The sequence below is a fragment of the Streptomyces sp. NRRL F-5727 genome, assembly GCF_000719555.1.
In the GTDB taxonomy this organism is placed as follows: Bacteria; Actinomycetota; Actinomycetes; order Streptomycetales; family Streptomycetaceae; genus Streptomyces.
Map to the genome: position 1 here is coordinate 29,302 of NZ_JOGX01000038.1, position 22,963 is coordinate 52,264.

The 22,963-nt window shown below is 72.3% G+C and carries 20 protein-coding genes, 4 tRNA genes and 1 pseudogene; 9 read left to right on the plus strand and 16 right to left on the minus strand.

Translation table 11 applies throughout. From position 1 onward, the window contains the following. Window positions 1-110 precede the first annotated feature (110 nt). From IF73_RS0123910 to IF73_RS0123920, 3 genes are read left to right on the plus strand one after another with little or no spacing between them, the layout of a single operon-like run. Window positions 111-467, plus strand: coding sequence for a hypothetical protein (locus IF73_RS0123910; RefSeq protein WP_031011474.1), 357 nt, complete (start codon window positions 111-113; stop codon window positions 465-467). A 56-nt stretch (window positions 468-523) separates the two neighbouring features. Then, window positions 524-1,264, plus strand: coding sequence for a DsbA family protein (locus IF73_RS0123915; protein ID WP_031011476.1), 741 nt, complete (start codon window positions 524-526; stop codon window positions 1,262-1,264). After that, on the plus strand, window positions 1,261-2,094 hold the full coding sequence (locus IF73_RS0123920) for a cytochrome c biogenesis CcdA family protein (protein ID WP_031011477.1): 834 nt from the start codon (window positions 1,261-1,263) through the stop codon (window positions 2,092-2,094). Before IF73_RS0123915 ends, IF73_RS0123920 begins: the two co-directional genes overlap by 4 nt. A gap of 104 nt (window positions 2,095-2,198) precedes the next feature. Here the strand turns inward: IF73_RS0123920 and IF73_RS0123925 are convergent. The 3 genes from IF73_RS0123925 to IF73_RS0123935 form a co-directional block, all read right to left on the minus strand. Further along, window positions 2,199-2,272 (minus strand) — tRNA-Phe (locus IF73_RS0123925). 22 nt (window positions 2,273-2,294) lie between these two features. Next, a tRNA-Asp gene (locus tag IF73_RS0123930) sits at window positions 2,295-2,368 on the minus strand. A 41-nt stretch (window positions 2,369-2,409) separates the two neighbouring features. Then, a tRNA-Glu gene (locus IF73_RS0123935) sits at window positions 2,410-2,482 on the minus strand. Window positions 2,483-2,586: 104 nt separating this feature from the next. Between IF73_RS0123935 and IF73_RS0123940 the strand changes: the two genes are divergently transcribed. From IF73_RS0123940 to IF73_RS0123960, 5 genes and pseudogenes are all read left to right on the plus strand, one after another. Then, window positions 2,587-2,937 carry a metallopeptidase family protein gene (locus tag IF73_RS0123940; RefSeq protein WP_030496497.1) on the plus strand — a complete coding sequence of 117 codons (351 nt, stop codon included), beginning with the start codon at window positions 2,587-2,589 and terminating at the stop codon, window positions 2,935-2,937. 185 nt (window positions 2,938-3,122) lie between these two features. Then, complete coding sequence (locus tag IF73_RS41160; RefSeq protein ID WP_158822120.1) at window positions 3,123-3,848, plus strand: hypothetical protein; 726 nt, start codon at window positions 3,123-3,125, stop codon at window positions 3,846-3,848. Between the two features lie 229 nt (window positions 3,849-4,077). Then, window positions 4,078-6,097 (plus strand): annotated as a pseudogene (locus IF73_RS37990) (DEAD/DEAH box helicase). Between the two features lie 181 nt (window positions 6,098-6,278). Further along, window positions 6,279-9,443 carry an FG-GAP-like repeat-containing protein gene (locus tag IF73_RS38820; protein ID WP_051717213.1) on the plus strand — a complete coding sequence of 1,055 codons (3,165 nt, stop codon included), beginning with the start codon at window positions 6,279-6,281 and terminating at the stop codon, window positions 9,441-9,443. A 104-nt stretch (window positions 9,444-9,547) separates the two neighbouring features. Next, window positions 9,548-9,620 (plus strand) — tRNA-Lys (locus IF73_RS0123960). Window positions 9,621-9,712: 92 nt separating this feature from the next. Here IF73_RS0123960 and IF73_RS0123965 read toward each other — a convergent pair. Continuing rightward, entirely contained in the window at window positions 9,713-10,324 is a 612-nt protein-coding gene (locus IF73_RS0123965; protein ID WP_031011484.1) for a TetR/AcrR family transcriptional regulator, read from the minus strand. Between the two features lie 103 nt (window positions 10,325-10,427). Between IF73_RS0123965 and IF73_RS0123970 the strand changes: the two genes are divergently transcribed. Beyond that, the gene (locus IF73_RS0123970; RefSeq protein WP_078868210.1) at window positions 10,428-11,927 is read left to right on the plus strand and encodes a DHA2 family efflux MFS transporter permease subunit; all 1,500 of its coding nucleotides are present in this window, start codon (window positions 10,428-10,430) and stop codon (window positions 11,925-11,927) included. A gap of 8 nt (window positions 11,928-11,935) precedes the next feature. On the opposite strand, the gene IF73_RS37995 is transcribed toward IF73_RS0123970, so the two are convergent. The 12 genes from IF73_RS37995 to IF73_RS0124030 all read right to left on the minus strand — a co-directional run bounded on the left by IF73_RS37995 (window position 11,936) and on the right by IF73_RS0124030 (window position 22,963). Continuing rightward, complete coding sequence (locus IF73_RS37995) at window positions 11,936-13,267, minus strand: hypothetical protein (protein WP_107049324.1); 1,332 nt, start codon at window positions 13,265-13,267, stop codon at window positions 11,936-11,938. Between the two features lie 41 nt (window positions 13,268-13,308). Next, on the minus strand, window positions 13,309-14,751 hold the full coding sequence (locus tag IF73_RS0123980; protein WP_051717216.1) for a hypothetical protein: 1,443 nt from the start codon (window positions 14,749-14,751) through the stop codon (window positions 13,309-13,311). Window positions 14,752-14,887: 136 nt separating this feature from the next. Further along, window positions 14,888-15,475 carry a 4'-phosphopantetheinyl transferase superfamily protein gene (locus tag IF73_RS38825; RefSeq protein ID WP_051717218.1) on the minus strand — a complete coding sequence of 196 codons (588 nt, stop codon included), beginning with the start codon at window positions 15,473-15,475 and terminating at the stop codon, window positions 14,888-14,890. Beyond that, on the minus strand, window positions 15,472-15,723 hold the full coding sequence (locus IF73_RS0123990) for a phosphopantetheine-binding protein (RefSeq protein ID WP_031011491.1): 252 nt from the start codon (window positions 15,721-15,723) through the stop codon (window positions 15,472-15,474). Before IF73_RS0123990 ends, IF73_RS38825 begins: the two co-directional genes overlap by 4 nt. Continuing rightward, entirely contained in the window at window positions 15,716-16,582 is an 867-nt protein-coding gene (locus IF73_RS0123995; RefSeq protein WP_078868212.1) for an alpha/beta fold hydrolase, read from the minus strand. The genes IF73_RS0123990 and IF73_RS0123995 overlap by 8 nt, the downstream gene beginning before the upstream one ends. A 7-nt stretch (window positions 16,583-16,589) precedes the next feature. Beyond that, window positions 16,590-17,573, minus strand: a complete 984-nt coding sequence (locus tag IF73_RS0124000) for an NAD(P)H-dependent flavin oxidoreductase (protein ID WP_031011495.1) — start codon at window positions 17,571-17,573, stop codon at window positions 16,590-16,592. Further along, window positions 17,573-18,400, minus strand: a complete 828-nt coding sequence (locus IF73_RS0124005) for a hypothetical protein (protein WP_031011497.1) — start codon at window positions 18,398-18,400, stop codon at window positions 17,573-17,575. The genes IF73_RS0124000 and IF73_RS0124005 overlap by 1 nt, the downstream gene beginning before the upstream one ends. Then, complete coding sequence (locus tag IF73_RS0124010) at window positions 18,397-18,645, minus strand: acetylxylan esterase (protein WP_051717220.1); 249 nt, start codon at window positions 18,643-18,645, stop codon at window positions 18,397-18,399. Before IF73_RS0124010 ends, IF73_RS0124005 begins: the two co-directional genes overlap by 4 nt. Next, the gene (locus IF73_RS0124015; RefSeq protein ID WP_031011501.1) at window positions 18,642-19,520 is read right to left on the minus strand and encodes a diiron oxygenase; all 879 of its coding nucleotides are present in this window, start codon (window positions 19,518-19,520) and stop codon (window positions 18,642-18,644) included. The genes IF73_RS0124010 and IF73_RS0124015 overlap by 4 nt, the downstream gene beginning before the upstream one ends. A gap of 40 nt (window positions 19,521-19,560) precedes the next feature. Beyond that, the gene (locus IF73_RS0124020) at window positions 19,561-20,430 is read right to left on the minus strand and encodes a hypothetical protein (RefSeq protein WP_158822122.1); all 870 of its coding nucleotides are present in this window, start codon (window positions 20,428-20,430) and stop codon (window positions 19,561-19,563) included. A gap of 265 nt (window positions 20,431-20,695) precedes the next feature. Beyond that, complete coding sequence (locus IF73_RS0124025; protein ID WP_031011505.1) at window positions 20,696-21,676, minus strand: 3-oxoacyl-ACP synthase III family protein; 981 nt, start codon at window positions 21,674-21,676, stop codon at window positions 20,696-20,698. A gap of 111 nt (window positions 21,677-21,787) precedes the next feature. Then, window positions 21,788-22,963: a hydroxymethylglutaryl-CoA synthase gene (locus IF73_RS0124030; protein ID WP_031011507.1), complete on the minus strand. Its 1,176-nt coding sequence runs from the start codon at window positions 22,961-22,963 to the stop codon at window positions 21,788-21,790.

Sequence of the window (22,963 nt, forward strand, 5' to 3'; positions counted from 1 at the left end):
GGAATCCAGGATCGCACCTGCGGCCGAGAAGCGGCGAACCGATTTACGAGGGGGGCCGCGCGGCGGTGCGTAGTATTCCGGACATCTGGCCCGGACCGGAGAGGTTTCGCATGTTCCGCACCACCCGCGCGCCGGCGGCGTTCGCCGCGCTGCTGGGCCTGGTGCTCGGCCTGCTGGTCTGCGGCGTCCCGGGTCCCGGCGGCGGCACGGCTCCGGGGGCCTCCCCGGTCGTCCTGGGCGCCGCCGTGCCGGGCTGCGACCCGGGCCGTCCGGCCGACCCGGGCGACGAGGGTCCCGTCGTACCGCCGCGGGCGCAGGGCTTCGCCGAGCTGCTGGCCGTGCCGGCCGCCGACCGGCCCGCGCCCGGCGTCCGGCAGCCGGACCCGTGCGACCCGGCCGCGTCGCCGGGTCGGGAGCCGCCCGCGCGCGTGCCGACCCCCGTGGAGCTGTCGGTCCTGAGGGTGTAGACGGACGGCCGCCTCCAGCCGTCCTTCCGTTCGTCCGCCTTCAGGAGCACTTCCGCATGTCCACGTCCACGTCCAAGTCCAAGCCGATCCTGATCGTCGCCGGGGTGGCGGTCGCCGCCGCGCTGCTCGGCGTCGTCTCGTACACCGCCACCAAGCCCTCGTCGCCCGGCGCCGCCGGCTCCTCGTCCGTCGCCGAGGTCTCCGCCGACCCGTCCGCCGGCGTCTACGCCGAGCTGGAGGCGTACGCCCGCCGCGACCCCGCGGACAAGCTCGCCCTGGGCCGCGCCGACGCGCCCGTCGTCCTCATCGAGTACGCCGACTTCAAGTGCGGCTACTGCGGCAAGTTCGCCCGCGACACCGAGCCCGCCCTCGTGAACAAGTACGTCGACAAGGGCATCCTGCGCATCGAGTGGCGCAACTTCCCGATCTTCGGCGAGGAGTCGGAGGCCGTCGCCCGCGCCTCCTGGGCGGCCGGGCAGCAGGGCAGGTTCTGGGAGTTCCACCGGGCCGCCTACGCCGAGGGAGCCAAGGAGAAGGGCTTCGGCGAGGAGCGGCTCGCCGCCCTCGCGAAGGAGGCGGGCGTCCCCGACGCCGCCCGGTTCGCGAAGGACCGCGACAGCGAGGCGGCCCGGGAGGCGGTACGGAAGGACCAGGAGCAGGGGTACCAGCTCGGCGCCTCCTCCACCCCGTCGTTCCTGGTCAACGGCCGGCCGATCGCGGGCGCCCAGCCCCTGGAGACCTTCACGGAGGCCGTCGAGGCGGCGGCGAAGGCGGCGCGGGACGAGGCCGGCCGGTGACCTCCGGCATCGGCTACTTCGCCGCCTTCCTCGGCGGACTGCTCGCCCTCCTCAGCCCGTGCAGCGCCCTGCTGCTGCCCGCCTTCTTCGCGTACTCGATCGACACCCGCGCCAAGCTCGTGGCCAGGACCGGCATCCTCTACGCGGGCCTGGCGACCACCCTGGTGCCGCTGGGCGCGGCCGGGTCCCTCGCCGGCCGGTTCTTCTACGGCCACCGGGACCTGCTGGTGACCGCCGGCGGCTGGCTGATCATCGGGCTCGGCGTCCTCCAGGTCCTCGGCCTGGGCTTCACCTCCCGCCGGATCGCCGAGGCGAGCGGCCGCATCCGGCCCACCTCGGCGCTCTCCGTCTACGCCCTCGGCCTGGTCTACGGCCTCGCCGGCTTCTGCGCGGGCCCGATTCTGGGCAGCGTCCTGACGGTGGCGGCGCTGAGCGGCAGCCCGGCGTACGGGGGGCTGCTCCTCGCCGCCTACGCGCTCGGGATGGCGGTCCCGCTGTTCGTCCTGGCGCTGCTCTGGGAGCGGTACGACCTGGGGCGGCGGCGCTGGCTGCGCGGGCGCCCGCTGCGGGCGGGCCGCTTCGAGGTCCACTCGACCTCGCTGGTCTCGGGCCTCTTCTTCGTCGCCCTCGGCACGCTCTTCCTCGTCTTCGACGGGACGACCGCCCTGCCGGGGCTGCTCTCCGTCGACGACTCCTTCGCGGTGGAGGAGCGGGTCGCCGAGCTGGGCCGCGCGGTGCCGGACTGGGCGCTGCTCGTCGCCGTGGTGGCGGCGGTGGCGGCGGTGCTCGCGCTGCGGGGCCGCCGGGGGCGCCGGCGCGAGGAGGTCTGAGCGGTACGGGGGAGGGGCGCGGGCCCTTCCCCCGTACGGCCGCGTCTCTTCCTCCCCAGGGAACGAGAAAGGCCCCGTTCTTGCGAACGGGGCCTTCTCTTTTGTGGCTGGGGCCGGGGTCGAACCGGCGACCTATCGCTTTTCAGGCGATCGCTCGTACCAACTGAGCTACCCAGCCACGAGGCCATTGCTGACCTCAGCGATCCTGACGGGACTTGAACCCGCGACCTCCACCTTGACAGGGTGGCGAGCTAACCAACTGCTCCACAGGACCTTGCGTTGTGTGCGATCACTAGTCTCGCACACCGTAATGCGTGCCCCCAACGGGATTCGAACCCGTGCTACCGCCTTGAAAGGGCGGCGTCCTGGGCCACTAGACGATGAGGGCTAGGGGCTCACCTGGGCGCTTCTCAGCGCGTCGGGGACGTGAGAAGCATATGGGATGGCGGGCGGTATCGCCAAAACGGTTTCCGAGGAGGAGAGAATGGGCCCGTGCTGGAGATGACGCGCGAGGAGTTCGAGGAGCTTGTCGCCGAGGCCCTGGACCGGATCCCGCCGGAGCTGACGCGGCTGATGGACAACGTCGCGGTGTTCGTGGAGGACGAGCCCTCTCCGGACGACCCCGAGCTGCTCGGGCTCTACGAGGGGACGCCGCTGACCGAACGCGGCGAGTGGTACGCCGGCGTGCTGCCCGACCGGATCACGATCTACCGGGGGCCGACGCTGCGGATGTGCGAGTCCCGCGAGGACGTCGTGGCCGAGACGGAGATCACCGTGGTCCACGAGATCGCCCACCACTTCGGCATCGACGACGAGCGGCTGCACGCGCTGGGCTACGGCTGAGCCGAGCCGGTGCCGGTGAGTCGAGCCGGTGCCGGTGAGCCGGTGCCCGTGAGCCGGTGCCCGGCCCGGTCCGGGTGATCGCCGGGTCGAACAAGGGGTCGTCGTGCCGTGTCCCTTGTGGCGCCGGGGGAGTTGGGCAGGGGGACGCGTTCCTTCCCCGCCTTCTGTGTCCTGGAGGTGCCTCCGTGCGCCCTTTCCCCACCCGCGTTCGATGGGCCGCCGCCGCCCTCGCGGTCGCCGCGTGCGCCGGCCTGAGCGGCTGTATGAGTGTGAGCGACGAGAGCGCCCGGCCGGCGCCCGGCGCGACCGGGGGGAAGCCGGGCGCGTCGGCCGAGCCGGACGGCGGCTCCGGAGCACCGGACGGCGGCGGGGGCGCGTACGGCGGCGGGCACGGCGACCGGCCCGGCGCGCCCGACGCGAAGGGCGGCGGCGGGAAGTCGCCGGTGCCGAGTGGCTCGCCCTCCGCCTCCGCCTCGCCCAGCGCGGGTGCCCGGACCCCCGACCCGGCCGAGCCCGGCGGGCCGGCGACGCACCGGACGCCCCCGGACGCCGGCGGCACGGCCGGCGGGCAGGCCGGGGCGGGCGGCGCGTCCGGGAGCGCGGGCGGCGGCGGGGACACGGGCGGAACGGCCGGAGGCGGCGGCGGGAGCGCGGGCGGCGGCCCCGGCGGGACCGGCGGGGAGGCCGGAGGCGCGCCGGGCGGCGGCGGGAGCACCCCCTCGCCGGAGCCCACGCCGGAGCCGACCCCGACGCCCGAGCCGACCCCGGAGCCGACGCCGGAGCCCACCCCCGAGCCGACCTCGAACCCGACCGATCCGCCGACCGAGGGACCCTCCACCCAGATGGGTGGCGTGCGCGCGGCCGGATCGCCCACCGAACCGATGGCATCGCCGCAGGTGAGCCCGGTGTGACCGGCTTCGGTTTGCCATAGGCGGGGGGGAGTGCGTATGGTGGTAGATCGTTTGATCCCATTTGCCCGGCGCCACGACCGAAGAGCGCCGCGACTGGCGCGTACTCTCCCTTGCCGTGGCTGACCGCATAGAGGCGGTCTTGTGCGAAACACGGAGTTGACGGGCGCGTGCCGAGACTCCGGAAGGTTTCGCATTTCGCATGTCCATTTCCAGTTCTGACCACGCCGTCATGCCCGAGAACGACGAGATCACCGAGATCGTCGAGCTGGCTGACGACGCCGAGATCACCGACGAGCTCACCGACGGCGCCGACCTGGCCGACGAGGCCGACGAGGCCGACGACGCCGACCTGACCCCCGAGATCACCTTCGGTGACCTGGGTCTGCCCGAGGGCGTCGTGCGCAAGCTCGCGCAGAACGGCGTGACCACCCCCTTCCCGATCCAGGCCGCGACCATCCCGGACGCCCTGGCCGGCAAGGACATCCTGGGCCGCGGCCGCACCGGCTCCGGCAAGACCCTCTCCTTCGGCCTCCCGCTGCTCGCCACCCTGGCCGGCGGCGAGACCGAGAAGAAGAAGCCCCGCGGCGTCATCCTCACCCCGACCCGTGAGCTCGCGATGCAGGTCGCGGACGCCCTCCAGCCCTACGGCGACGTGCTCGGCCTCCGCATGAAGGTCGTCTGCGGCGGTACGTCGATGGGCAACCAGATCTACGCCCTGGAGCGCGGTGTCGACATCCTCGTCGCCACCCCGGGCCGCCTCCGCGACATCATCAACCGCGGCGCCTGCTCCCTGGAGCAGGTCCAGGTCGCCGTCCTCGACGAGGCCGACCAGATGGCCGACCTGGGCTTCCTGCCCGAGGTCACCGAGCTCCTCGACCAGGTCCCGGCCGGCGGCCAGCGCCTCCTCTTCTCCGCCACGCTGGAGAACGAGATCGACAGCCTGGTCAAGCGCTACCTGGTGAACCCGGTCACCCACGAGGTCGACCCGTCCGCCGGCGCCGTCACCACCATGACCCACCACGTCCTGGTCGTGAAGCCGAAGGACAAGGCCCCGGTCACCGCCGCGATCGCCGCCCGCAAGGGCCGCACCATCATCTTCGTCCGCACCCAGCTCGGTGCCGACCGCGTCGCCGAGCAGCTGCGCGAGTCCGGCGTGAAGGCCGACGCGCTGCACGGCGGCATGACCCAGGGCGCCCGTACCCGCACCCTGGCCGACTTCAAGGACGGTTACGTCAACGTCCTCGTCGCCACCGACGTCGCCGCCCGCGGCATCCACGTCGACGGCATCGACCTGGTCCTCAACGTGGACCCGGCCGGCGACCACAAGGACTACCTGCACCGCTCGGGCCGCACCGCCCGCGCCGGCCGCTCCGGTGTCGTGGTCTCCCTGGCCCTGCCGCACCAGCGCCGCCAGATCTTCCGCCTGATGGAGGACGCGGGCGTCGACGCCTCGCGCCACATCGTCGGCGGCGCCGGCGCCTTCGACCCGGAGGTCGCCGAGATCACCGGCGCCCGTTCGCTGACCGAGGTCCAGGCCGACTCGGCGAACAACTCGGCCAAGCAGGCCGAGCGCGAGGTCGTCGACCTGACCCGTCAGCTGGAGCGCCTCCAGCGCCGCGCCGTCGAGCTCCGCGAGGAGGCCGACCGCCTCGTCGCCCAGGCCGCCCGCGAGCGCGGTGAGGACCCGGAGACCGCCGTCGCCGCCGTCGCCGAGGCCGCCGAGGCCGAGGTCGCCGCGGCCGCCGCCGAGGCCGAGCGCGCCGCCCGCGAGGAGCAGCGCCGCGAGGAGCGCCCCGCCCGCGACGAGCGGGGCAACTACGAGCGCCGCGACCGCGGTGGCGACCGTGGCGGTTTCCGCCGCGACAACGACCGTCCGTCGTTCCGCGACCGTGACGACCGTCCGTCGGGCGGCTTCCGCCGCGACGACCGTCCGTCCGGTGGTTTCCGCCGGGACAACGACCGTCCGTCGTTCCGCGACCGTGACGACCGTGGTGGCCGTCCGTCCGTCCGGTGGTTTCCGCCGGGACAACGACCGTCCGTCGTTCCGCGACCGTGACGACCGTGGTGGCCGTCGCCGGGACAACGACCGTCCGTTCAACCGCGACCGTCGTGACGACCGCCCGTCGGGCGGCTTCCGCCGCGACGACCGTCCGTCCGGCGGCTTCCGCCGCGACGACCACCGTCCGTCCGGCTCCTCCTTCGGTGGCGGCCGCCGCGACGACAAGCCCCGCTGGAAGCGCAACGGCTGACACCAGGCCCGCGTGACCTGACACACCGACGAACCCCCGTGACACCTGATGTCACGGGGGTTCGTCGCGTCCGGCGTACAACCATTCGGGCGGCGGGCCCGTCTCGTACAGGGAGACGTGGGACGCGTACGCGTCCGACCACCCGTCACAGCGATGGATCACCCCCCGGGGAGGGGCCCTCTTGTCTCGTACCGCACCCACGCGGCGGACCCGCACGCGCGCGGCCCTGCTCGCCGCCGTCCTGGCCGCCACCGGCGCGGGCCTCGCGCCCGGCGCGGTCGCCGCGCCCGGCGCGCCCGTGGTCGGCATCGACCAGCTCGACGTCGACCCGACCTGGCGCACCGCGCCCCGCGCGGAGACGGTCGTCGCCGTCGGCGCGGGCGGGTACGCGCACCGGGCGGAGGACTCCGACCGCTCCTCCGGCGAACTAATGGAGTGGACGGACTTCGCGACCGGCGCGAGCCGGTCCCTGGGGTACGGCGACGGCAACGACGCGTACGCGGAGTTCGGCACCGGCGGCCGGTACGCCTACGTGGACGGGGGCTACGGCTCCTCCTCCCTCCTCGACCTGGAGACCGGCTCGGCGACGGCGCTGACCGTCCCCGAGGACAGCACCTACGAGGGGCTCGTCGGCGACCGGCTGATCTTCCGGGAGTACGAGCCCGGCACCTCCCTGGAGACCGTCCGGGGATACGCGGTCCGCGCCGCGAACGCGCCCGGCGGCCCCTCGGTCCCCGTCACCGGCTGGCCGGACGGGACGAACCTCCGCACGGCGCGGCTGGTGGCCGGGGCGCCGGGCGTGGCCGTCTTCCGGTTCACCCGGGGCGAGTCGGGCATGAGCCGCGACTACCTCCTGGGGGTCGTCGACCTGACGACCGGGCGGGTGCAGGTGCTGGAGGCGCCGACCGTCACGGACGGCCTCTCCGCCGCGGGGGTCACCGTCACCGCCGAGCGGATCGCCTGGGTGGACCCCGACCGGACCGTCCACATCCGTTCGCGCGCCGACCTCACCGGGCCGGAGACCTCCTACCCGCTGCCGGAGGGGCTGAGCGCCACCCGGATCGGGCTCGTCGGCGACTGGCTCCTGACCACGGCCGACACCGGGTCGACGCTGGAGGACCTCACCCGCCGGCTGGTCGCCGTCAGCCCCGCAGGGGAGCAGCGGACGCTCCTCGCCGGCGCGGAGGAGCGGATCACCCAGGTCGGCGACGGCTCGGGCACGGCGGCCGTCACCGGCGGCACGTCCGCGACCGACTGGGCCGTCCTCAAGGCCGTCCCGGGCAAGGGCGGCGGCGCCCCGGTGCTGGAGAAGCTGCGCAGGGTGGCGCCGCTGCCGACCGACGTGGTGGCCCTCGCGCTGGGCATGGGCCGGCTCACCACGCTGGAGCAGGACAGCGGGAAGGAGGCGGGCTTCCAGACCCGTACGCTCCCGGTCGGCCCGCTCCACACCGGTCAGTCCGCGCCCATGTCCGCCGGGACGGAGGCGGGCGCACAGTGGTACGAGACCCCGCTCTTCGACGCCGGCGACGGGCGGACGGTCTCCTCGCCGAGGATCACGTACACGCCCCGCGCGGTCGTCTCCCGCAAGGCCGACGGCCGGACCACCCGGGTGAGGGTGGACCAGAACGGCCAGGTCGGCCAGGTCGCCGACGCCTTCGGCCGGTGGGCGGTCTACCAGACCGGCACGCCGGGCGGGTACGGCGAACTCGCGGGCGACGGCGAGACGCTCGTCCTGGACATGGACGGGCAGAGGATCGTCTCCCGTCAGAAGCAGGTCGCGGCCGCGCTCTGGGGCGACACCCTCTTCACCGGCACGAGCACCACCGGCCAGGTCGCCCGCAAGGACCTCGCCACCGGCAAGACCCTCGGCACGCTCGCGACCGGGTCCGGCTGCCCGCTGACCGAGCTCCAGACGGCCGGCCGCTGGCTCTACTGGGCGTGCGCCGGGTACGCGAAGCAGGGCGTCCTCGACCTCAGGAACCCGTCCACGCCCGTGGCCGTCGCCCTGCCCAGGGGTTCGTACCGGGGCGGACTGCTCGGCGACGGCTACTTCGTCGACGAGAACGGCTCGTACCTGCGGGTCACGCCCTTCGCCACCGGGAAGGCCGGCGCCCCCTACGACCTGACCCGTGCCGAGCCGGTCTCCGGCGTGCGCCGCACCACCTGGACCGTCGACCGGTTCGGCGGCGCCGTGGCCTACCGGGGCGCCGACCAGCGGGTGCACGCGGTGTGGACCGACATCCCCACCTCGGACCTGACCGCCGCCTCCTCCTCCGTCCCGGCGAGCCTGCGGCTGCCCGGCACCTGGAAGGGGTCCTGGACGCTGTCGAAGCCGGCCGGGTCGTACGAGGTGAACATCCGGGACGCGTACAGCTGGAAGGCCGTCCGCACGGTCCGCGCGAACGAGACCCGTGGCCGGATCGACGTCACCTGGGACGGCCGGAACGCGGCGGGCCTGCCGGTGCCCAACGGGCCGTACGTCTGGGAGCTGCGCGCCACCACCGCCGACGGCAAGGGCCGCGACCTGGTCGCCACCGGCCGGTTCCCGGTCTCCGGCAGCCGGCCCGCCTTCCGCGACCTCGCCGGGAACGACGCCCTGGGCGACCTGCTCGCCGTGGACACGGCCGGCGCCGTCTCCCTCTACCGCGGCAACGGCTACGGGAAGTTCGGGGCCCGCACCGCGGGTTCCGGCGGTGCCTTCCCGGGCGGCACGCTCCTCGTGCCCTTCGGCGACGTGAACGCGGACGGCTGCGCCGATGTGCTCGGCCGCGTCGGCGGCGAGCTGCGGGCCTACCGCCCGGGCTGCGGCAAGGTCGTCACGGCCTCGGCGCCGTACACCCCGGTCGGTTCCGGCTGGAGCCAGTACGACGTGCTGACCTCGCCCGGCGACGTGAACGGCGACGGGTACGCCGACCTCATCGCCCGTCAGACCACCACCGGCGACATGTACTTCTACGGCGGCACCGCCGACCACCGCCTGAAGACCCGGGTGCGGATCGGCACCGACTGGAAGCTGTACAAGAAGGTCACCGGCGCGGGCGACCTCGACGGCGACGGCCGCGGCGACCTCCTCGCCGTCGACGGCTCCGGAGTGCTCTGGTCCTACTTCGGCACCTCGACCGGCGGCGTCACCCCGCGCGCGAAGGTCGGGGGCGGCTGGCAGGTCTACTCCGCCGTCCAGGGCGTCGGCGACCTCGACGGCGACGGCGACAGCGACCTCGTCGCCCGCGACACCTCCGGCCGTCTGTACGCCTATTACAGCTACGGACGCGGCCGCACGGGCGACCGCTTCGGCTACCGCGAGCTCGTCGGCTCCGGCTGGAACACCTTCCGCGCCCTGTTCTGACCCTCCGTCGCCGCGCCCCTCCCCGGGGCGCGGCACGGCGGCCGACGGATACCCGATCGGTTCCGGGGGCCTGTCGGGCTATGCTGCTCGGTGTGCTCGCACACGGGCCGTTAGCTCAATTGGCAGAGCAGTGGACTTTTAATCCATTGGTTGTGGGTTCGAGTCCCACACGGCCTACCGATGGCAGGGGAGGGGCAGCCCCCGACCTGCAGTGAAGCGCCCCGACCGGTTTCGGCTGGTCGGGGCGCTTCGTCGTCCGGGGGCGTCCGCTACTTCGGGATGCGGCTCGCGACGCCCTCGATGAAGGTGTTGAGGCCGTAGGCGAACCGCTCGGCCGGGTCGGTGTGCATGAGGGACTCGATGGCCTCCGCGTACTCGGGTGTCAGCGTGCTCGCGAGCTGGTTCTCACTGCTCTGCCACCCCTCCGGCGGGTGGGCCTGGTTCTGTTCGTCGAGGGTGTGGCCCAGGACGTAGTAGTAGAGGGAGAAGGCCAGCGAGCCGGCCTGGGCGGGGGCCAGGCCCGTGCCGCAGAGGACGTCGACGACGAGGCTCCCGGCGGTGATCGAGTTGGCACCGGTGGCGTGGGTGCCGCTGACCAGGCGCGCCCCGTCCCGGTGGGCCAGCATGGCCGCCCGGAACCGCTGGCCCAGGACGTAGATCTGATCGCGCCAGGGGGCCTCGGGCAAGGGGGCCCCGACCCCCTCGGTGAGCTTGTTGGCCATCGCCTCCAGCAGGGCCGCCTTGTTCGGGAAGTGCCGGTAGAGGGCTCCTCCGTGCACGTTGAGCGCAGCGCCGAGCTTGCGCATGGTCAGCCCGTCGAGCCCTTCGGTGTCGAGAAACTTCAAGGCCCCTTCGACTACGTCGGCCTTTCGCAGCAGCATGCGTCGCTCCATCGATTGACAACCCCCGAATCATACAGCTAACGTAAACGCTGTTCACAGTAAACAACGTTCACGGTGAACGACGTTCACCTGGAGGCGCGTGATGTCTGCATCCTTAGAGTCACCACCCACCCCCGCGGTCCTGCGGCCGAATCTGTCGCTCGGCGTCGTGGTGGCCATCTCGTGCGCGGCGCTCTTCATGGTGGTGCTGGACACGACGATCGTCACGCTCGCGCTGCCGCAGATGCGTGAAGCGCTGGACATGTCGGTCAGCCAGCAGCAGTGGGTCGTCACCGGCTATCTGGTCACTCTCGGCGGCCTGTTGCTGCTGGCCGCCAGGGCGGGCGACCTGTTCAGCCACAAGCGGGTGTTCCTGTTCGGCATCGTCGTCTTCACCGCCGCCAGCCTCACCGGCGGCCTGGCGACCGACCCGACCATGCTGATCGTGTCCCGCTTCATCCAGGGCATCGGCGCCGCCGCGCTCACGCCCACCAGCCTGAGCCTCATCACCACGAGTCACACCGACGAGACCCAGCGGCAGCGCGCCCTGGCCCTGTGGAGCATCACCGTCGCGTTCGCCGGCACGGCCGGCGTCCTCCTCGGCGGCGTGCTCACCAGCGAGCTGAACTGGCGGTGGGTGCTCTTCATCAACGTGCCCGTCGGCGTCGCGCTGTTCGCCGCGGCACTCTGGGCCCTGCTCGCCGCCCGGATCGGCACCAAGCCCGTCCGGCTCGACATCCCCGGCACCCTGTGCGTGACGCTGGGCATCGGGTCGCTCACCTACGGGCTCTCCCAGGCGGAGGCCGACGGGTGGGGGTCCTCCAACGTCCTGATCGCCCTCGGCGCGGCGGCGGTCCTCATCGGGGCCTTCGTGGCCGTGCAGCTCACCAGCTCCCACCCGCTCATCCCCCGGGCGCTGCTCCGACTGCGCAGCCTGCTGCTCGGAAACGCGATCATGCTGATGCTGGGAGTGGTCCTCAACGCGGCCTTCTTCTTCATCTCCCTGTACCTGCAGCAGGCCATCGGCTACGGCCCCCTGCGCGCCGGTATGGCCATGGTCCCGGTGACCCTCATCGTCATCGTCGGCGGCTTCGTCTCCCGCAAGCTCGTGCTCGTCCTCGGCCCCCGGAACCTGATCATCATGGGTGGGCTCGTGGTCGCGGCCGGCATGGCCTGGCTGGCCGCGGTGCCCGCCCGTCCGCCGGTCTTCCTGGCCCACATCCTCGGGCCGACGCTGATCGTCGGCATCGGCCTCGGCTTCCTGATGCTGTCGATCACGCTCACCGGCACCTCCGGTGTCGACCCCGAGAACGCCGGCGCGGCCTCCGGTCTGCTCAACACCTCACGCCAGGTCGGCGGAGCCGTCGGCGTCTCCGTACTGTCCACCATCGCCGCCACCGCGACCACCGACGCGATCGGCGACTCCGATCCCGTCGAGGCGCTCGTACACGGCTACAGCGTCGCCTTCCTGATCTGCGCGGGCGTCATGGTGGTCGTCTCCCTGCTCGCCCTGGCCCTGCCGAACATCAAGGCGCCCGGGGCCGAGACCGAGGCGAAGGCCGGCGAAGCCGGCGGGGAACGGGCGGCGAACGCCACGTCATGAACCGGATCTCACGCGTCGACGACGGTCCCGCCCGGCAGGGCGGGCAGGCCGGACGCCGCTCCGTCGACACCCGGGCGGGGGCCGGTCCTGACCTCCCGCTGAGTGACGGCGAGCGGCCCCAGCCCCGCCAGGGCGTCGAGCACCTGGGGCATCAGCGCCCCGGGGGCCGACCGGGCGGGAACCACGCCGATCGCGTTGACACCGGTCAGCCAGGCGGCCGTGAGCTCGCTCGCGGCCGCCAGGCGGCGGACGGCCCGGCCGCCCGCGGCGGCCTCCGCCTCCAGATGAGCGGCGTCCGGATCGTCGGCGGCCCCCAGGACCAGCACCAGGTCGACGGCCCCGGCCACCGAGCGGACGGCCGCCGCCCGGTCGGTGGCGGCGTAGCAGAGCGCGTCGTAGTGCTGGCCGCGCACACGGGGGTAGCGCTCGCGCAGAGCGGTGATCATCCCGGACGCGTCATCGACGGAGACGCCGGTCTGCACCACCAGGGAAAGCCTCTCCGGATCCACCCCGAACCGCTGAAGATCGGACGCCTGTGCGGCATCCCGCATCGTCAGCACCGACTCCGGGGCCTGCGACACCGAAATCCATTCCCCCGCGGTGTCGCGGGCCCCGGTCATCAGCACCACCGTGTCGCCGCGGTGGGCGTAGGCCGCGACGTCACGATGGGCCAGAGCGGCCAGCGGGCAGGTGGTGTCCACCACCCCGAGCCCGCGAGCGGCGGCCTCCGCCCGCACCGGCAGGGGGACGCCGTGCGGCGGGAACACCACCACGCCGCTGTCCGGTACGGCGTCCAGATCGTCCGTGAACCCGACACCGGCCTCGGTGAGCCGCGCGAGCCGGTCCACCGCGGCGACCGGCCGGCCGTACACGTACACCGGCCTGTCCCGCCCCGCCTCGCGGGCCGCCCGGAGGGTCGCCTCGACACCCGCCCGGGCACCCGCGCAGTCGGGCTCGGGCGCCGCCACCAGCAGACGGCGCGACCGCAGCAGCCCGGCCCACTGGGCGACGAGCTCCGCGCAGAGGTCCACGGCCGCGCGGTCGTCCGCGTGGGCGGCCGCGCCCAGGCCGACGGGCCGGCCGTCCCGCTCCAGGTAGGAGGCCGTCACGAGTACCGCGTCGCCGGTGCCGGAGGCCTCCGCCGTCGCGTCCACCGGATGGAGCCGGATCCGGCGTCCGCCGGCATCGGGTTCGCCGCGTCCCAGCGCCGCGGCGAGCAGCGGGGCCGCGGGCGAGCCGACCGTTCCCCGCTCGGGATGCGTGATTCCGGTGGCCACCACGAGCTCCCCCGGCCGGACCCCGCTGACGGAGAAGCGCTCCACCCGCATCGTTCGATTCATGCTCGTTCACCTCTGTTGGCTGAAGGGGATGTCGTCGGTACTCACGAGGCCACCGTCTCCGGAGTCCAGGCGGTGGCGGTGCGGATCAGCAGCTGCTCGACGGCACGGTGGGTGCGCTGCGGATGAAGCCGGGACCGCAGGGCGTTCATCGCGGTGGTGGCGCGCCCGCACGTCAGGAAGGTCGAGTCGTCGAGAAAGGCGTGCCAGAGGGTGACGGCCTGGTCGAGGTCGCCCTGGTCCAGATGCAGCCCGGCGAGCCGGGCGTGGCCGAGGGCGCGCGAGCGGCGCTCCCGCTGCGGCCGGTGGCGGGCGGCTTCGGTGAGCGTGGCGATCGCTCCCTTGCGGTCACCGAGCAGCGCGCGCACGGCCGCCTCCTGGTTCGCCAGCGACGCGGGGTGGTACCGGCCCATGGCGCCCCCGCCGCCCGCCGCCGTTCCGGAGCACGCCTGGTCCAGACGCCGTTCCGCGGCCGAGATCGCGGTCAGCGCGTGGTGCCGGTCCCCCGCGGCGGCGGCGGCCACCGCGACCTGGCCCAGGAAGAACGCCTGGCGGGCGGGTTCGGCGGCGGCCCTGCTGATGGCCGCCGCGGACTCGGCGAGGTCGACGGCGTGCTGACGGTGCCCCAGACTCTGCGCCTGCACCGACATGCCCCGCAGGGCGACGGCGTAGCCGGCCGGGTCGTTGTTCTCGCCGGCCAGCCGCAGAGCGGCCCGGTAGTACTGCTGCCCCAGTCCGTGGCACCCGTCGTCGAAGCACATGAACGCGGCCAGGTAGGTGAGCTGCGTGGCGGCCTTGAAGAACCTGCGTCGCAGCGCCGGAGTCCCCGCGGCATGGAGCCGGGGCGCGATGTCGAAGGCCAGGTAGCAGGACAGTTCGGCGCGGGCGTGGCCGCCGCCGAAGGAGTCGTCGAGGTCGGAGAAGAGCCGGACCATCTGCTCGGCCGTGGCCACCTGGCCCGGCTCCAGCCGCTGCGCGCCCGTCGGGTCCGGCCAGGGCGGCAGCCCGGGAGGGCCGGCCGCGGCCTGCGCCCATCCGGGCACGTCGAGGGCGGCGACGCGGTAGGCGGTGGCGGACAGCATCCGGCGGCGGCTCTCGCTGGACTGCGCCAGGCCGGTCAGCACCGAGCCGACGTCGCGGGGCGGGGCATCGGCGTCCGGCGTCCGGTCGCCGGCGGCGGGGGAGGGAGGTTCCGGCTCCGGCTCCTCCCGGGCGGCCGGACCGGTGGCCGGCCTGGCGAGCCCCAGGTCGGCGAGGCCGACCGGGCGTCGCAGCCGACGCGAGAGCGCCTCGGCGATCAGCTCGGGCACGGGGGAACGGGGGCGGCGGCCGGCCAGCCAGTGGGTCACCGAACGCCGGTCCAGCCGCATCGCCACACCGGACTCGGCGGCCACCGCGTTGACCTGCCGGGCGAAAAAGTCCTCGGTCCAGCCCGCCTCGGCCAGCAGTCCCCGTAACAGCCTGTTCGGTTCCTTGGACTTCGTCATGACGCGTACCAGCCCCCCCCACTGCCGCGCATTTCCCGAGCCTGCTGCAGGCCCTTGTCGGCCAAACGGGAGGCTATCAATCTGTTTGATCGGGAAATAGTGACGATTGCACCCGTGATCGTGAGTTGTGGAGAACTCACCCGGGCGCAATGGCCACGGCGAGCGACAGCTGCTCGTCGGAGTCGACCCACACGGTGGCCGGAACTCCGCGATAGGACGCGTGCAAAGCACCTCCGGCCGGGCGCAGTTCGATCCGCCAGAACAGGAAATCGCCCAGCGACCCGAGGCCGGACAGTGCTTTGAAAGCCGCTTCCTTGGCCGCGAACAACTCGCGCGGCGTGTAGGTCCCGGCCGGCGGCAGCAGGTTCCGTCGCTCCCGCGCGCTCAGGACGAAGGCGGTCACGCGGGGGCTGATGACCGCGCTCTCGATGTCCACGCCGACCGCCGCCGTGCCGGGGAGCACCACCGCGACCGCCAGGTGGTCGGTGTGGGAGATGGACCCGGCGAATCCGCGCGGGAAGCGCGGCCGGCCACCGGGCTCACGGGGGACGACCAGATCGGCGGCGCCGGCCGCGGCCAGTGCCGCCGAGGCCGCCCGGCGGCCGGCCGTGAACTGCTGCCGGGGCCCGAACGGCCGGTGTACCGGCCGCCATCGGGCCCGTACACCGGCCGCGGCCGCGCCGGCGGGGACCTCAGGCCCCGCCGGTCCGTACGTCTCGGTCAACGCAGCGATACGACGTGGTCGGCCAGCGACTCGATCGAGCGGAGCGCCTCCGGCCGGACGTCCTCGTCCCATTCGAAGCCGAACGCGTCCTCCATCGCCACCAGCAGGCTGACCAGCGCGGTGGAGGACATGCCCGCCTGACGGAGGGACACGGAGTCCGACACCTTGTCCACGAAGAGGTCGTTGCCGAACAGGTCGACGAGCAGCTCCCGGATGCGCTGCCGGACCTCGACTGTCGACTCAGCCACGTGCTTCCACGTCCTTGACCCATTCGAGGATGACCGACTGGAAGGCCGCGGCGTCGTCGAAGAAGGGCTGGTGGCCGGCCTTCGGGATGATGCGGCAGGTGCCGTTCTGGAACTGGTCGGCCAGCTCCTGGGCGCCCGTCGGGCTGAGCAGCATGTCGTCGTCGCCCACGACGACCAGCGTGGGGGCGGCGATCTGCGGCGGCAGGTCGGGGCTGTGGGTGTCCTGCGCGGCGGCCCGGAAGCTCTGGGCCAGCTCCTCCGGGTCGGAGACGGCCATGAAGGCCTCGCGCAGCCCGAGGAAGCCGGGGGTGCCGAGCGCCTCGTTCATCTCCGTGCTGAACATCTCGGGGTAGAGGTGGTCGAACACGGCCGCGAGACCGTTGGTCTCCAGCGTCCGCAGCCAGTTGCGCTGCAGCTGCTTCTGGCGGCGCATGCCCTGGGGGCCGAAGACCGGGCCCGACAGCACGATGCCCTTGACGCGGTCCGGGTGCCACAGGGCCATGTCCCGGGCGAAGACGGTGGTGGTGGACGAGCCGATCAGATAGGTCGACTCGATCTCCAGCGCGTCGAGCATCGCGATCAGGTCGGCCGCGTGCTCCTCCCAGGTCGGCTCCTTCTCGACGCGGGAGGAGGCCCCGTGGTTGGCGATGTCGTAGACCAGGACGCGGTGGTGCTGGGCCAGTTCCTCGGTGAACCCGCGCCAGATCGGCGCGGTCGCGACGAGGTTGGGGAGCGGGGTGATGACGGTGCCCTCACCGCGGGACTCGCAGTAGAGCTCCACGCCCTCCCGGGTGCGAATGCGCTGCGCGTCGTCGCGGTAGGACAGATCCAGCCGGGACATGTTCTCGACGATTGACATGGAATCTCTATCCTGTTCCTGTTTCGAAGATTTCGACGCCTTGCAGGATGCGAGCGAAGTCGGCGACGATGTCGGCCGCCGGCCGTCCGCCGGAAATGGTGTCGCAGGAAAGCCCGCAGTACATCGCCATTTCCTCGACGCGGCCGCTGGTCGCCTCCGTCGGTGCCGCGGCGCTGAACCGCGGTATCAGATACCGCTGTCCCTCGACCTCCGTCCGGCCGATGAATTTCCTGGCCTGTTTCGGGTCGCGGGTGGCGGACGTCTCCAGCACGCGGTGACGCCTGCCGGGCCATCCGATCTCGTAGACGTCGGAGATGACCGTGTCGGACCCGTCGGCGGTGGCCACCGCTCCCTTGAAGTAGGAGTGGGCCCGTGACTCGTCCGCGACGACGAAGGCCGTGCCGAGCAGGACGCCGTCGGCGCCGGCGGACAGGGCCCGGGCGGCCTGGTCCGGTGATCCGATGCCGCCGGCGGCGACGATGCACGCCTCCGGCAGCTCCTCGCGCAGCGCGGTGACCAGGGCGTCCCGGCCCCCCTCGCCCAGGAGGTGGCCGCCCGCCTCGGTGCCCTGCGCCACCACGACGGAACCGTGTCCGGCGGCCCGCACGCCGTCCGGTACGGTCCCGACCTGGACGACGAGCTGCCGTCCCGCCGCGTTGACGCGGTCGAACACGGCGTCGTCCGGCATGCCGAAGAAGGACAGGTACACACGCCGGGGCGTCTCGTCGAGCACCTGCGCGACCTGCCGGTCCAGCTCCTCCGGCCCGACCACCTCCGGGATGAGGTTCACGCCGACGGGCCGGTCGGTTCCCGCGGTGAGCCGGGCGAGCGCGGCCGACATCCCGTCGCCGACCAGCTTGTAGCCGCCGAGGCAGCCGGCCGCGCCGGCGTTGGACACCGCGCACGCCAGTTCCGTCCCCGCGACGCCTCCCATGCCCGACTGGAGGAGGCTCACTTCGATGCCGAGCGCCGCGGCCAGCGTCTTCCGCATCAGCCCAGACGCTCCACCGCCGACACGGCGGCCTCGGTGCTGCCGAACCGCTGCGTCAGGACGTGCACCCAGCGCTCCAGGCCGAAGGCGAGGCAGCTGGTGTGCGCCAGGTCCTCGCCGGCCCGGATCGAGCACCGCTCGCCGAAGAAGTTCCGGTGGTAGTTCACCGAGCCGATCGCCAGCCCGTCGACGACGAACTCCTCCTTCACCGGGAAGAGCCGCTGCATCTTGGCCTTGCCGCCGTTCTTGTCGAAGAACGGGTCGGTGGCGACCTCCAGCCGGAAGTCGAGCCCGAGCTCGCCGCACAGGGTCGTCACGGCGTCCTTGGCGCGGAGCAGGTGCTGCTTGGCACCCTCCTCGGGACCGATGAAGACGATCTCCCGCATGGAGAAGCCGAGGAGGCGCTGCAGGCCGTCGTAGTGGTCCTCGTTGCGGAAGCAGGTGCCGAGCGTGGTCCGCAGCGATCCCTCCGCGGGCAGCTCGGTGCCGGCCAGATCGAGGTAGATCGCGTAGCAGGCGGCCGACGGCAGCGCGAGGCCGGTCGGCTCCATCACCTCGGCCGGGACCCGGTCCAGCGGCCGGGGCGCTTCGGCCAGCAGGGCACCGAGGCGCTTCGGGTCCAGCCGGGTGGCCGCCAGTCCCAGGTGGGGGAAGTTGTCGAAGTAGTCGAAGGTGTCGAGGTCCTTGGTCCCGATCAGGAACGGGAACCGGAACTCCGGGGCCTCCCAGGTGCGGGCCAGGCGCAGGAACGTCGCGTCGATGGCCCGCAGCAGCCGCAGCTGACCGCCGTCGAGTACCTTCAGGCCGTTCTCGGTCGTCGTGGTCATTGCACTGCCTTCTGCTTGAAGAATCGGGCCTCGATCGCGTCGAGGGTGCGGAAGTCGTCCAGGTCCAGGTCTTCCGGGTCGATCAGCTCGCCGGTCAGCTCCTCCAGCAGGAAGATGAAGTCGACGAAGGCCAGGGAGTTGATGGCCCGGCTGTCGATCAGATCCATCTGGGGGGTGAGCGGGCCGACCGCCGGGTTGCGCTCGAGGATGAAGGAGCGGACGTCCTGCATCGGATCGGCCGTCATGCGATCAGCTCCCTGCCGGCGCCCGCCTTGGTCAGGAACTTCCGGGTGCGCTTCAGGATCTCCTCGTGCGCCTCCAGCCGGGCGGGGTGCTCCAGCGCGCGCCGCCGCAGCGCCAGCGCGTCCGGGATGCCGGCGTCGCGGTAGGCGGCGGGGTTGTAGAGGGTGCCGATGCTGTACTGGAGGTAGCTCTCCAGGTACGCGGCGACCGCCGGCACCTCCTCCGGGTCGCGCTTGGCCACCTGGCCCAGCAGGTCGGTGAAGATCATCCGGCCGAACGCGACGTGCCGGCTCTCGTCCTGGTGGTGCACGCGGTTGATCTCGCGGGCGATGTGCGGCAGGGCCTCGTCGGTCGCCATGTGCGCGTTGAAGTAGTCGACGATCTCCTCGAAGATGAGGATGCGCGCGAAGATGATCGCCTCACGGGCCACCGGCGAGAGGTGCGACACGGAGTCGGCCTGCAGCGTCGGCTGCGCCGGGTACAGCTTGCCGCCGTACCGCAGGCAGAATCGGGAGAAGAACCACATGTGCTCGTTCTCTTCGCCGATGAAGTGGTGCAGGAACTCCGAGACGCCGGCGTAGGCCCGCTCGTGGATGCGCATCACCACTTCGCTCATCAATTCACGGATGCCGTGAACGTTGAGGCTGAAGAAGTTGATCGCCTCGTACCGGGTCAGATCCAGCTGCTGCTCGCGGGTGAGCTCGTCCCACATCGGCGTGCCCGCCAGCGTGGTCAGGTTCTCGCTCATCCACGGCTTGTCGGGCTCGATCTTCTCGGGCCAGTCGAAAATCGTGTACGGATTGTAGTAGCTGGACTCGGCCATGTTCTCCAGCCGATCCAGATCGAGCTCGATCGGCTCTATGCCTTGCGCGACCATGTGTTCTCATCTCCCCGCAGAGTGACGCGAGCTTCCGTATTCAACGCACTGCCTGGATATCCGTGTGAACCTGGATCGGCAGCTGCGAACCGCAGTCGTGATAGCCGAAGGGCGCGTTTCCGGACGCCGTCGACGGGATCACCTTGTTGTAGATCGACCCGAGGCACAGTTCCTGGAACTGCTCGGTGTCAGGCGAGAGCCGGGCGGCCAGCTGGGACTTGGCGATGTCGACGGTCTTGACCGCACCGTCGTCGTCCTCGACCTCGACGCACGCGTGCGGCAGGTCGAGGGCACCGCCGAGCACCCCGCAGAACCAGCCCCGCTTCGCCTCGGCCCGGTACCCGGCCGCGCGAAAGCTCTCGGCCAGGTGCAGACTCGCCGCGATGCAGCTCGTGGCGCCCATGGCGTGCACCTGATCCGGGTGCGCCTGCATGGGTACGGGGATCATCTGCCAGCGGTAGCCGGCGTCCAGGTACTCGCCGGTCAGCCGCCGCAGCACGGGGGAGACCACCGGGGTCCGGGCGCCGGTCGTCGTCACCGTCGCCGTGAACCTCGCCGAACCCCGGCTCACCGAGGGCCGCGTGACGCCGGCGAGGCTCCCGCCGAACCGGAGGACGTCCGGCTCCTCCAGACGCCAGGGGGCCTCCTCCGGGCAGTCGACGCACTCCAGCGCGACCCGGAAGTCCCACTCCTTGGCGCGCAGGAGGTCGTCCACCGGCCGCCGGGCGAAGCGGAACAGCAGACGGAACGTCAGCTCCGGCTGCGTCCTGCCGCTGTTCGAGTACATGCCGAGGTTGTACAGGTCATTGGCGTCGAAACAGCGCACCCCGGAGCGCAGCTCGAACGGAAGCCCCGCGTCGATGAGCCTGTCGATCTCCTCCGGCTCGCAGCGCAGCATTTCCTGAGCCACGGATTCCGGTTGGTTCCTGACGGAATACTCGGCGGGTATGAACTCGATGGAGTTCGCCACCTTCTCCCAGGCGACGCCTTCGGTGGCAGCATTACGCGACACAGTCAATCTCCCGAACAGAACGACCGCGCCGACGGCTTGGCGTCCGTCATCAAAGACGCGAGGTCACGGTGAATCTGCGGACAGCCTGACAGTAACGGCCGGGCGATCCCGTACAACAGATCGGTTCTCCACGGAACCCTATGGATTTCACATGCCACTTCCCTCACCACTCGACCAGCGCGAATCCCGCCGCCATGCCGCCGCCGAAGCCGGCCATGAGGATCAGATCGCCCGGGGTGAAGGCGCCGGCGCGGGCGGCCGCGTCCAGGGTGATCGGGAGGGAGGCCGCTCCCGTGTTGCCGTAGTGCGTCAGCGTGCGGTGCATGGTCGCGCGGGGCAGGTCCAGGTCGGCGAAGACGCTGTCCAGCATGGTGCCGTTGGCCTGGTGCGGTACGAAGTGGTCGATGGCGTCGGGCGTGACACCGCAGTCGTGCAGGAAGCCCTTGACCAGCCGCGGCAGGTGGTCGCCGACGAAGTCCCGCACGCCCCGCCCGTCCATCGTGAAGTACTGGAGCTCGGCGTCGAGGACCGTCCGGTCCACGGGCATGCGACTGCCGCCGGCGGGCACCTCGATGAGCCCCGACAGTTCGCCGAACGAGTGCAGCGCGACGTGCCGGACACGTGCGCCCCGGCCGGCGGACGCCCCCAGGACCACCGCTCCGGCGCCGTCGCCGAAGAGGATCACGGTCCTGCGGTCGGCCCGGTTCAGGATGCGGGAGTACACGTCCGCGCCGATGACCAGCGCGTGGCCGCCGGTGCGGCTGAGGACGCCCTCGGCCGCGGAGAGCGCGAACACCGTGCCGGAGCAGACCGCGTTGACGTCGAACGCCGCCGCGCCGGTCGCGCCGAGCCGCTGCTGGACGTAGGCGGCGGTGGGCGGTTGCGGCCGGTCCGGTGTGGACGTGGCGACCACGATGACGGACAGGTCCGCGGCGCTGAGACCGGCCGACCGCAGCGCGGCCCGCGCCGCGGCGGTGGCCAGGTCCGAGGTGGCCTCGTCGTCGGCGGACCAACGCCGTTCCCGGATCCCGGTCTTGGCGGTGATCCACGCGTCGTCGACCCCCGCCGCCGCGGCGACCTCGTCGTTGGACACGATGCGCTCCGGCACATAGGCACCCGTACCGAGGATCCTGACGTCGGTCATACGGCTGCCCTCCCCTCAAGTGGTGTGGACAACGGTGTGTGAAGAACTGGGTGCGGCCGTGGCGGGGGCGGCCGGGCGGGCCGCCCCCGTACCCGCGGGACCGGAGGGTGTCTAGCGCGCCTGGTAGATGCGCTTGTGGCCGCTGAGGCCGGCCAGACGGAAGGGACCGGTGGTCTGCCGCGGGGTGAGGTGCTCCCCGCCGTCGGCGGGGAAGGACCGCTCGTGCAGCTCGCGGTAGCGGGCGTGGTCGACCGGCTCGCGCCGGGCTATCGCCTCCAGGTTCGCCTCGGTCCGCAGGTGGGCGCGGTAGCCGGGGACGACGGTGCCGGCGAAGAACTCGGCGACGCTGCCGGAGCCGTAGCTGAGGAAGCCGACGGGCTTGTCGGTGAGGTCGTCCGCCTGGTCGAGCAGCGCGGCGAGGGCGAGGTACACCGAGGCGGTGTAGCTGTTGCCGATGGTGGCGTTGTAGGCCACGGTCTGCCCGATGGCCTGCTCGATGACCGCCTTGTCGGTCTCGTGGCCCGCGTGGTTGAGCAGGTGGTGGTGCGCCTTGTAGGCCATCTTCGTGAACGGCTGGTGGTAGCAGAACGCGGCGAACTCCTCGAGCGCGCGGCCGCCCTGCTCGCCGTAGTCCTTCCAGCTGCTCGCGACGGCCTGCAGGTACGCCTGGACGGACTCCTGCCCGTCGACCAGGGCCGTGGTGAGGTAGTTCGGCCGCCAGAAGTCCATGACGTCGGCGGTGAACAGTCCCGAGGGGTTCTCGATGCGGACCAGGGCAGGGTCGGCGGCGACCAGCATGGCCACGGCGGCGGCGCCCTGGGTCGCCTCGCCGGGGCTGTCCAGTTCGTACCGGGAGACGTCGCTCGCGATCACGAGGACCTGCTGGTCGGGGTCGCGCCGGACGAGTCCGATGGCGAACTGCAGGGCGGCCGTGGCCCCGTAGCACGCCTGCTTCAGCTCGACGACGCGGCAGGCCGACGGCAGCCCGAGCAGGGAGTGCACGTACACGCCCGCCGACTTCGCCTGGTCGATCGAGGACTCCGTCGCGAAGACCACCGTGCGGATCCGCTCGGAGCCGTGCCGCGCGATGATCGGGGCCGCGGCGGTGGCGCCCAGCGTCACGATGTCCTCGTCCGCGGCGGGCACGCTCATCGACCGCTGGCCGATGCCGATGTGGTACTTGCCGATCTCGGTGCCGTTGTACGCGGCGAGGTCCTCGTGCGAGAGGACGTACTGGGTCGTCGCGAACGACAGATCGTGGATTCCGAAGGAGGAGTTGCTGGACAT

Excerpts from the sequence above, each read along its gene's own strand:
- IF73_RS0123910 (WP_031011474.1), top strand. The coding sequence starts at position 111 with ATGTTCCGCACCACCCGCGCGCCGGCGGCGTTCGCCGCGCTGCTGGGC.
- IF73_RS0123915 (WP_031011476.1), top strand. The coding sequence starts at position 524 with ATGTCCACGTCCACGTCCAAGTCCAAGCCGATCCTGATCGTCGCCGGG.
- IF73_RS0123965 (WP_031011484.1), bottom strand. The coding sequence starts at position 10,324 with ATGCTGCTGCGAAAGGCCGACGTAGTCGAAGGGGCCTTGAAGTTTCTC.
- IF73_RS0123970 (WP_078868210.1), top strand. The coding sequence starts at position 10,428 with ATGTCTGCATCCTTAGAGTCACCACCCACCCCCGCGGTCCTGCGGCCG.
- IF73_RS37995 (WP_107049324.1), bottom strand. The coding sequence starts at position 13,267 with ATGAATCGAACGATGCGGGTGGAGCGCTTCTCCGTCAGCGGGGTCCGG.
- IF73_RS0123980 (WP_051717216.1), bottom strand. The coding sequence starts at position 14,751 with ATGACGAAGTCCAAGGAACCGAACAGGCTGTTACGGGGACTGCTGGCC.
- IF73_RS0123995 (WP_078868212.1), bottom strand. The coding sequence starts at position 16,582 with ATGTCAATCGTCGAGAACATGTCCCGGCTGGATCTGTCCTACCGCGAC.
- IF73_RS0124000 (WP_031011495.1), bottom strand. The coding sequence starts at position 17,573 with ATGCGGAAGACGCTGGCCGCGGCGCTCGGCATCGAAGTGAGCCTCCTC.
- IF73_RS0124005 (WP_031011497.1), bottom strand. The coding sequence starts at position 18,400 with ATGACCACGACGACCGAGAACGGCCTGAAGGTACTCGACGGCGGTCAG.
- IF73_RS0124010 (WP_051717220.1), bottom strand. The coding sequence starts at position 18,645 with ATGACGGCCGATCCGATGCAGGACGTCCGCTCCTTCATCCTCGAGCGC.
- IF73_RS0124015 (WP_031011501.1), bottom strand. The coding sequence starts at position 19,520 with ATGGTCGCGCAAGGCATAGAGCCGATCGAGCTCGATCTGGATCGGCTG.
- IF73_RS0124025 (WP_031011505.1), bottom strand. The coding sequence starts at position 21,676 with ATGACCGACGTCAGGATCCTCGGTACGGGTGCCTATGTGCCGGAGCGC.
- IF73_RS0124030 (WP_031011507.1), bottom strand. The coding sequence starts at position 22,963 with ATGTCCAGCAACTCCTCCTTCGGAATCCACGATCTGTCGTTCGCGACG.